The sequence below is a fragment of the Tateyamaria pelophila genome, assembly GCF_019966495.1.
Classification (GTDB): Bacteria; Pseudomonadota; Alphaproteobacteria; order Rhodobacterales; family Rhodobacteraceae; genus Tateyamaria; species Tateyamaria pelophila.
Genome location: NZ_JAIMIA010000191.1, coordinates 1 through 5,842 on the forward strand (window position 1 = coordinate 1; position 5,842 = coordinate 5,842).

Genomic DNA, 5,842 nt, shown 5'->3' on the forward strand with positions numbered 1-5,842 from the left:
GCCGCCGAACAAGCAAAGGGGCCTGGGCGCCCAGCTCAAAGAGCGACACCGGCTAACATCCAAGCTGATTGACGCGCCGCGACAATCAAAAACACAAAACCCTTGATCGCGATAGAAAACGACGGCATCGTCTCAAGTGTCGCGACCAAGGATTCTCATCCTGATTGACGCGCTCCTCGCATCCAGATTGTCGCGCTACACCCAGATCAGATCATGCCATATAAGAGGGGGTTCCCTTGGTGCTTACCTATACTCGCCCGGTTCGGATACTGAGGTTGATGCGGCCATTCAGGTACAAAAGCCCTTGGACGATGCAATGGCATGTATCCATGATCAAAGCCCGAACCACAGTTTCGACCAGTTGCGTTTGGTACTGCGGCGAAGCGGAAACTTAAAACACAAAACGGTGCCAGGACACAGGGCAGCCTAGCGGTTCCGCAAGTACGCAGCATAGACATGGAAACGAATAGAAAGCGTTTCAGCTACCAATGGTAGTGAGGTGCTGTTGCACCCATCCGTTCTTACGAAGGCAAATAGACCCAAGGCCGTCGCTTTGTCCGATTATGCTCGTTTGAAAAGGTTATCAACCACCCAACAAAGTCAAAGCAATCGACGCACCAGTAGACCCTGCGCCAAAAGAACTGAGTTGTGATCGCGCAAGATAAGCCGTTATTACAGTATCCAAAACTTCAGGATCAGCAAATTCTGACGGGTCTGACACCCCAAAGACACTCTCGCTCCGTTCTTGGAACACACTGAGTTGCTGATCAATATCTACCTGGCCGAACGCCTCTGGCAATCCAAGCGCAGTTTCAAACATGCTGCGCAAAGGTGGCTGTCCCATGATGGTAAACCACTTCGCAGCTTGCGAGCTCTCGACCGACATCGCATCCGGAAGCGTCCGCTCTGCATAAAGAGCGATGCGCATGGTGTCATCTTGTGCACCAGTCGCAATCTCAAAGCTGTTTGCATGAAATTTGGCGATGATGTTCTCGGCAAAGCCGGAGCTCAACGACCCACGCACTTCGCCGGGGCCCAAACCAAACGCACCAGACAGGTCGCTGTATCGGCTATCGGTAAATCGGTTTGCCAATGCATCGTCGGCCGTCGTACCGTCACTCAACATCTTTTGAATAAAAAATGTATTGTTAATGTCATCTTCAAGGCCGAACGCCCCCAAAGCGACAGTAAGCAAACGTCGATCGGCCACAAGATCTTCTGCCGTCGTGACGGTGCCGATATTTTCTGCGAAGTAGTCTGTGTCACGCTGCAATTCGGTGGACTGAGTGAACGTCTCAAACTGCCGATCATAGGTGCGTTGGAGAAACTGCCACCCAGTCAGGCCGGATGAAATCAAGACTGGTTGAAACATAGCTTAAGCGCCAGCAGCAAGCAGACGTTCTTCGCGTGGCAACAATGTGCGTAACGCCTTCAAACAACGATAATGATCGCCTTCAACAAGGGCATGTGAGGCTAAATCCAAGTGTTTCCGACTGTCATGATCAATAAAAACCTGGCTTAACTCCTCTACGCTACGCAACAGATTGCGACGGACTTCATCAGGAGATGCATCACCGGACAGGACCAGTTGAACGGCATAGCAGACGCGCCGAACTGGTGTCTTTGCATCTTCCGGATGGATTGCGTCACGCAACCGCAAGATATGGGCGTCAGGCGTCATTATGGCCAGTCGACTGCGACGATCGCCATTTTCGATGACCGCTCCATTGATCAAAACACGCTCTTTCGGACTTAGTTTGAGAATGAGACCACTCATTGCGACGGCCCTTCCTTTTTCAGACCGCGCAAGACGGCCATGTTGATTTCCAGCAATGGCATGATCGACGCCCTTTCACGGAGTATCTTTCGGGTGTGCTGCTGGGTAAATTCTGCCAAATAGATGATCCGTGCCTTTAATTCATTGGGAAGCGGATTATTGGCATCAGCTATGTCCACGACTAACGCGGCCCATAGTCTTTGATTGAGGTGCAATGCCTCCGCATAAGCAGGAAAATCTGTTTTTGCCTGCACCGCTGCATCCCGCATGCGCTGCGTTATGCGGGCAACCGCTTCATATTCGGCGCGGCGGCCGTTTCGTGTTGAAACCGCGTTTTCTGCATATCCGCGTAAAGCCTGAGACGTCGCGTTCACGTATTCACCTATTTGAAATGAGAGTCACAAAAAGGGTAGCGAGGCGCCGAAGGTTAGCGCCTCGCCACTTTGACTTACCTGAACAAGGACAAGATAGTTTGCGGAGCTTGGTTCGCAATCGACAGCGATTGAACCCCCAACTGCTGTTGTGTTTGCAGCGCCTGTAATCTGGCCGATACTTCTTCCATATCGGCATCCACCAGCGAACCAATGCCAGATTTCAGCGAATCTGTCAGCTTGCTGATGAATTCCGATTGCGTTTCAAGGCGTCCTTCAGCTGAACCAAAAGCTGCTGCCGCATCAATCGAAGTCGATATCAGACCTTCGATGGCAGTCAGCGCCTGACCAGCGCCAACTTCGGATGAAACGTCAATCGCACCCAGCGCACCAAGACCCGCTCCATTGGCCGCTGTACCTGGCGTACCACCTGATGACGTCTTAACCGTCACGTCCAGGTTTTCTCCAGATGCGTTGGTCAACGTCAATGCGTTACCTGAACGTGCAAGACTGTAGTCACCAGAAGCCGTTGACGCGTCGAGGTAAGCACTGACCTGAGAGAACAAGTTTTGCGAGACACTTTCCGCACTATCGTCTGTTCCCGCAACATACTCGAATGTTCGGCTGCCGACGGCTGTGCCGCCACTGCTTTCCAATTGAACGTCTTCCAACACGATCCGATAGCTGGCGCCTTCAGACACGCTTTCGATCGTAATCGCCGTGTTACCGGCAGATGCAACCGTGACTGCGGTATCGTCATTTGTTGCGCCGTTGGTTGCCAAACTACCATCGTCAACGTCGGTCGGGCCAAACGTCGCAGTGGAGGCTGTCGTAGTCAGAGACAGATCCTGGCGGTCAACCGAGATTGATTTTTCACTAACCGTGCCGTCCGGCGCCCGATCCAGAGAAGACAGGACTTCCACCGCATCAGTGCTCGACCCGTCAATGAGGTTGAGACCATTGAACTGCGCTGCCCCGACCACCGAGACGATCTGATCGCGCAATGCGACAATGTCGGTTTGGAGTTTGTCACGATCGACGTTTGACTCTTGCGCTGCTACGATTTTGCCTTTGATATCTGTCAAAAGGTCGGTCACAGTTTCGGAGGCATTCCTGGCGACCGCTACAGTCGATTCACCCAAGCTGAGGCCTTCCGAAATCGCCTTGAAACCTTTGACATCCGATTCCATCACTTTGGATATGGCCCAAACCGCAGAGTTATCTTTGGCAGTAGCGACCGACTTACCGGTCGAAATCTCTCCTTGCGTGGTGGCAAGATTTTTGTTGATGGATTTCAAAGTCTGCAACGCCACCATTGCGCTGTTATTTGTAAGAATGCTCGACATGTGCATTTCCTTTTGTCACGACGCTTTGCGTCAGGGTTTACGTACCGCCCCACATGGACGGACCAATTGCCGTTCTGACAAATGCACTCCCCTTATTCGGGGCCATGCGCCACTCACTCCGAGTGCAAGCAGACCATGCAACCTATTTCACTAACGCTTTCCTAAACCGCGGAATGCTTGTCGCTCGCATTTGAATCAACTGCACTAAGCTCGTTTCTCAAATGACCGATCGATGCATGTTTCAACCGATGTCTTACGGCCAGCAGAATCGTAGGTGTCCAAAGACTGTCGAACCCGCCGAATCGCTGCCAGACGCCGTGCGACGGATCGAATACCGCCCAGCGCTGTATTCAAAAGCGCCTGGTTCCGTTCGAGCTTGGTATTCAAGGCCACCAAATTCGCTTGATCCTCAACGTCCATTCTATTGAGAGCTTCGATCAGTTGTTCCTTTCGATCATGCAGACGCGCGATCTCGTCGAGGTTTCCTTCCAGCAATGCACGCCGCTCCGCATCCAGAAGATCATCAAGGGAGTCTACCGTCGTCTGGAGGTTTTCATTCATCATTTTCGCGTTCCTTCAATGCGTTAAACAAAGCTTCGGCGAGGCCGATCCCCCCCGCCGCCACCATTTCTTCCGCTTGCGCCTGGACCAGAAAAGATGAAAACTGATCTTCGCCTTCTCCGCCACCAAAGGCGGAGCGGCTTTCCCCCAGGCCTGCGGCCTTCAGCATTTCTGCCAAGAAAGTAGCTTCAAGTTTTTCCGCGGCGCTGCGCAAGGCGACATCGTTGGAAGGTTTTTTAGGGGGCACAGAGCTACCGATTTTGTGCGTCTCCATAATGAATTCCTTCAATTCGACAGATTTTTCCGATGATGCCGGCAAATCAGTAAAGAAGCGGTAACTATCCCCGATGCATGTTTCAGAAACGCGGAAGAATCCGCCGGAGAAAGCGATGCAAACCACAATAATATCTGTTCTGTCCAGTCGGACAGCTGCTCAAAGCACACTATCATCGCCCGGCCAGGCGGCGCACATGACACACGAAGAGCGTTCATTCGACTTTTCCAGAGCATTTGAGGAAGCCGCGCCGGAGTCGGCGAAAGCTTTGATGGCAGAACGCCACAACGCATCAAAGGGTACAGAAGGAGAAGATGGTCATGACCGCAGAACGGAGCCAGATACGGGCTCCGAAGACATGCAGAACGGTGAAGCCCCGACAACTGCGATGCAAAAAGACATCCGACCGCAAGACAGTCCCGATCGGCTTTTTGCGGCGACGGCGGAACCCATCCATGCCTACACATCCGCAGAGCCGAAACAGTCCGAGATAGAACCCGGCATAACGCCATCTGCTTCCAGCGCGAATCCTAAGTTTCAGTCCACGGCCGAAGAAAACGGACCGACAGCGCCTGGCATTCCAACACGCGCCGCAAAGGTTCATCACACGGTCGCTTCCACAATAGTCAATGCAGCAGCTTACCGAACCGATGCGGCACTAAATCCTGATCTCAATACAACTGAGCTTCACTCCACAGCACGCCAAACCAGCCATGAATCGACTGCTTTCGCTAACGATCCACCCATGCAGTTTTTGTCCTCAAAGCTTAACGCTGACAGCCTTGGCCGTTCACTGACTGCCGAGGCGCAGGGGTTGATGACGACCCCTTCCGGCGAAACGCGTACCGGAATATCCTTGGAACGTAGTATAGCAGGAAGCTCACTGCATTCGGACAGCGCAGCGGCGACTGCCATATCGATGCAGTCGCTCGCAAAAATTGAGGGTGTTTTAGTCAATCCGGGTTCCGCTGACGATTCGGGACAACCAGTGAAACTGATTTCTGCACAACCGCTTCATCCTGAAGAAACCGCGGCGAAGTATGCGCAATCGGAGGACAAAAACAACACAAACCAAAGCGTGCAGACACAAACGACAGTGACAGCAAGACAAATGCCCACGCCACGAGAATACGCAGCAACACAAAAGCCTTATGACGTTGGGACGGCTTCCGCTCAGCCGGTCCAAATTCACCCGGGCAAAATGGCAGCTACTCCGGTACAGCCGACCGGGGTGCAAACAATCAGCAATATGAAGTGGGAACCGGCGGCGGCGGGTTCACAGGATACGGCCCAGGAGTTCCTTTGGGACTTACGCCTACAGACTACACCCGTGCAGCAGCCGCACGCTTCATCGCTGCACCGCCAAGAGCTACCCGGCCATATCACGCAGCAACTGGCTCAAGCCATACATCGTAGTCCGGACCGTGCGGTCGAAAGGTACTGTAACCTGACGTCTGGAAATTTAGTTGGAGATTGCGCTGAGAGCCCCTGCCGAGGCGTGCCCCGGCAGAGG

General features: G+C 53.0%; 7 protein-coding genes. 1 reads left to right on the forward strand and 6 read right to left on the reverse strand.

The features are described 5' to 3' along the window. Positions 1–583: 583 nt before the first annotated feature. The 6 genes from LC354_RS25905 to LC354_RS25930 form a co-directional block, all read right to left on the reverse strand. A complete protein-coding gene (locus LC354_RS25905; protein WP_317849397.1) occupies positions 584–1,357 on the reverse strand; it encodes a DUF1217 domain-containing protein in 774 nt (257 codons plus the stop codon). Between the two features lie 18 nt (positions 1,358–1,375). Continuing rightward, positions 1,376–1,777, reverse strand: coding sequence for a flagellar biosynthesis repressor FlbT (gene flbT / locus LC354_RS25910; protein WP_223428849.1), 402 nt, complete (start codon positions 1,775–1,777; stop codon positions 1,376–1,378). Continuing rightward, entirely contained in the window at positions 1,774–2,151 is a 378-nt protein-coding gene (gene flaF / locus LC354_RS25915; RefSeq protein WP_223428850.1) for a flagellar biosynthesis regulator FlaF, read from the reverse strand. Before flaF ends, flbT begins: the two co-directional genes overlap by 4 nt. Positions 2,152–2,225: 74 nt before the next feature. Further along, the gene (locus LC354_RS25920) at positions 2,226–3,494 is read right to left on the reverse strand and encodes a flagellin (RefSeq protein ID WP_223428851.1); all 1,269 of its coding nucleotides are present in this window, start codon (positions 3,492–3,494) and stop codon (positions 2,226–2,228) included. A 204-nt stretch (positions 3,495–3,698) separates the two neighbouring features. After that, positions 3,699–4,058, reverse strand: a complete 360-nt coding sequence (locus tag LC354_RS25925) for a flagellar biosynthesis protein FlgN (RefSeq protein ID WP_223428852.1) — start codon at positions 4,056–4,058, stop codon at positions 3,699–3,701. Beyond that, positions 4,048–4,329, reverse strand: coding sequence for a rod-binding protein (locus LC354_RS25930; RefSeq protein WP_223428854.1), 282 nt, complete (start codon positions 4,327–4,329; stop codon positions 4,048–4,050). Before LC354_RS25930 ends, LC354_RS25925 begins: the two co-directional genes overlap by 11 nt. Before the next feature lie 196 nt (positions 4,330–4,525). Here LC354_RS25930 and LC354_RS25935 point away from each other — a divergent pair. Continuing rightward, a partial coding sequence (locus tag LC354_RS25935) for a hypothetical protein (protein ID WP_223428853.1) occupies positions 4,526–5,842 on the forward strand: 1,317 nt, incomplete at its 3' end.

What these genes read in the sequence shown, in the direction of transcription:
- LC354_RS25930 (WP_223428854.1), bottom strand. Translation starts at nt 4,329, where the DNA reads ATGGAGACGCACAAAATCGGTAGCTCTGTGCCCCCTAAAAAACCTTCC.
- LC354_RS25920 (WP_223428851.1), bottom strand. Translation starts at nt 3,494, where the DNA reads ATGTCGAGCATTCTTACAAATAACAGCGCAATGGTGGCGTTGCAGACT.
- LC354_RS25925 (WP_223428852.1), bottom strand. Translation starts at nt 4,058, where the DNA reads ATGATGAATGAAAACCTCCAGACGACGGTAGACTCCCTTGATGATCTT.
- flbT (WP_223428849.1), bottom strand. Translation starts at nt 1,777, where the DNA reads ATGAGTGGTCTCATTCTCAAACTAAGTCCGAAAGAGCGTGTTTTGATC.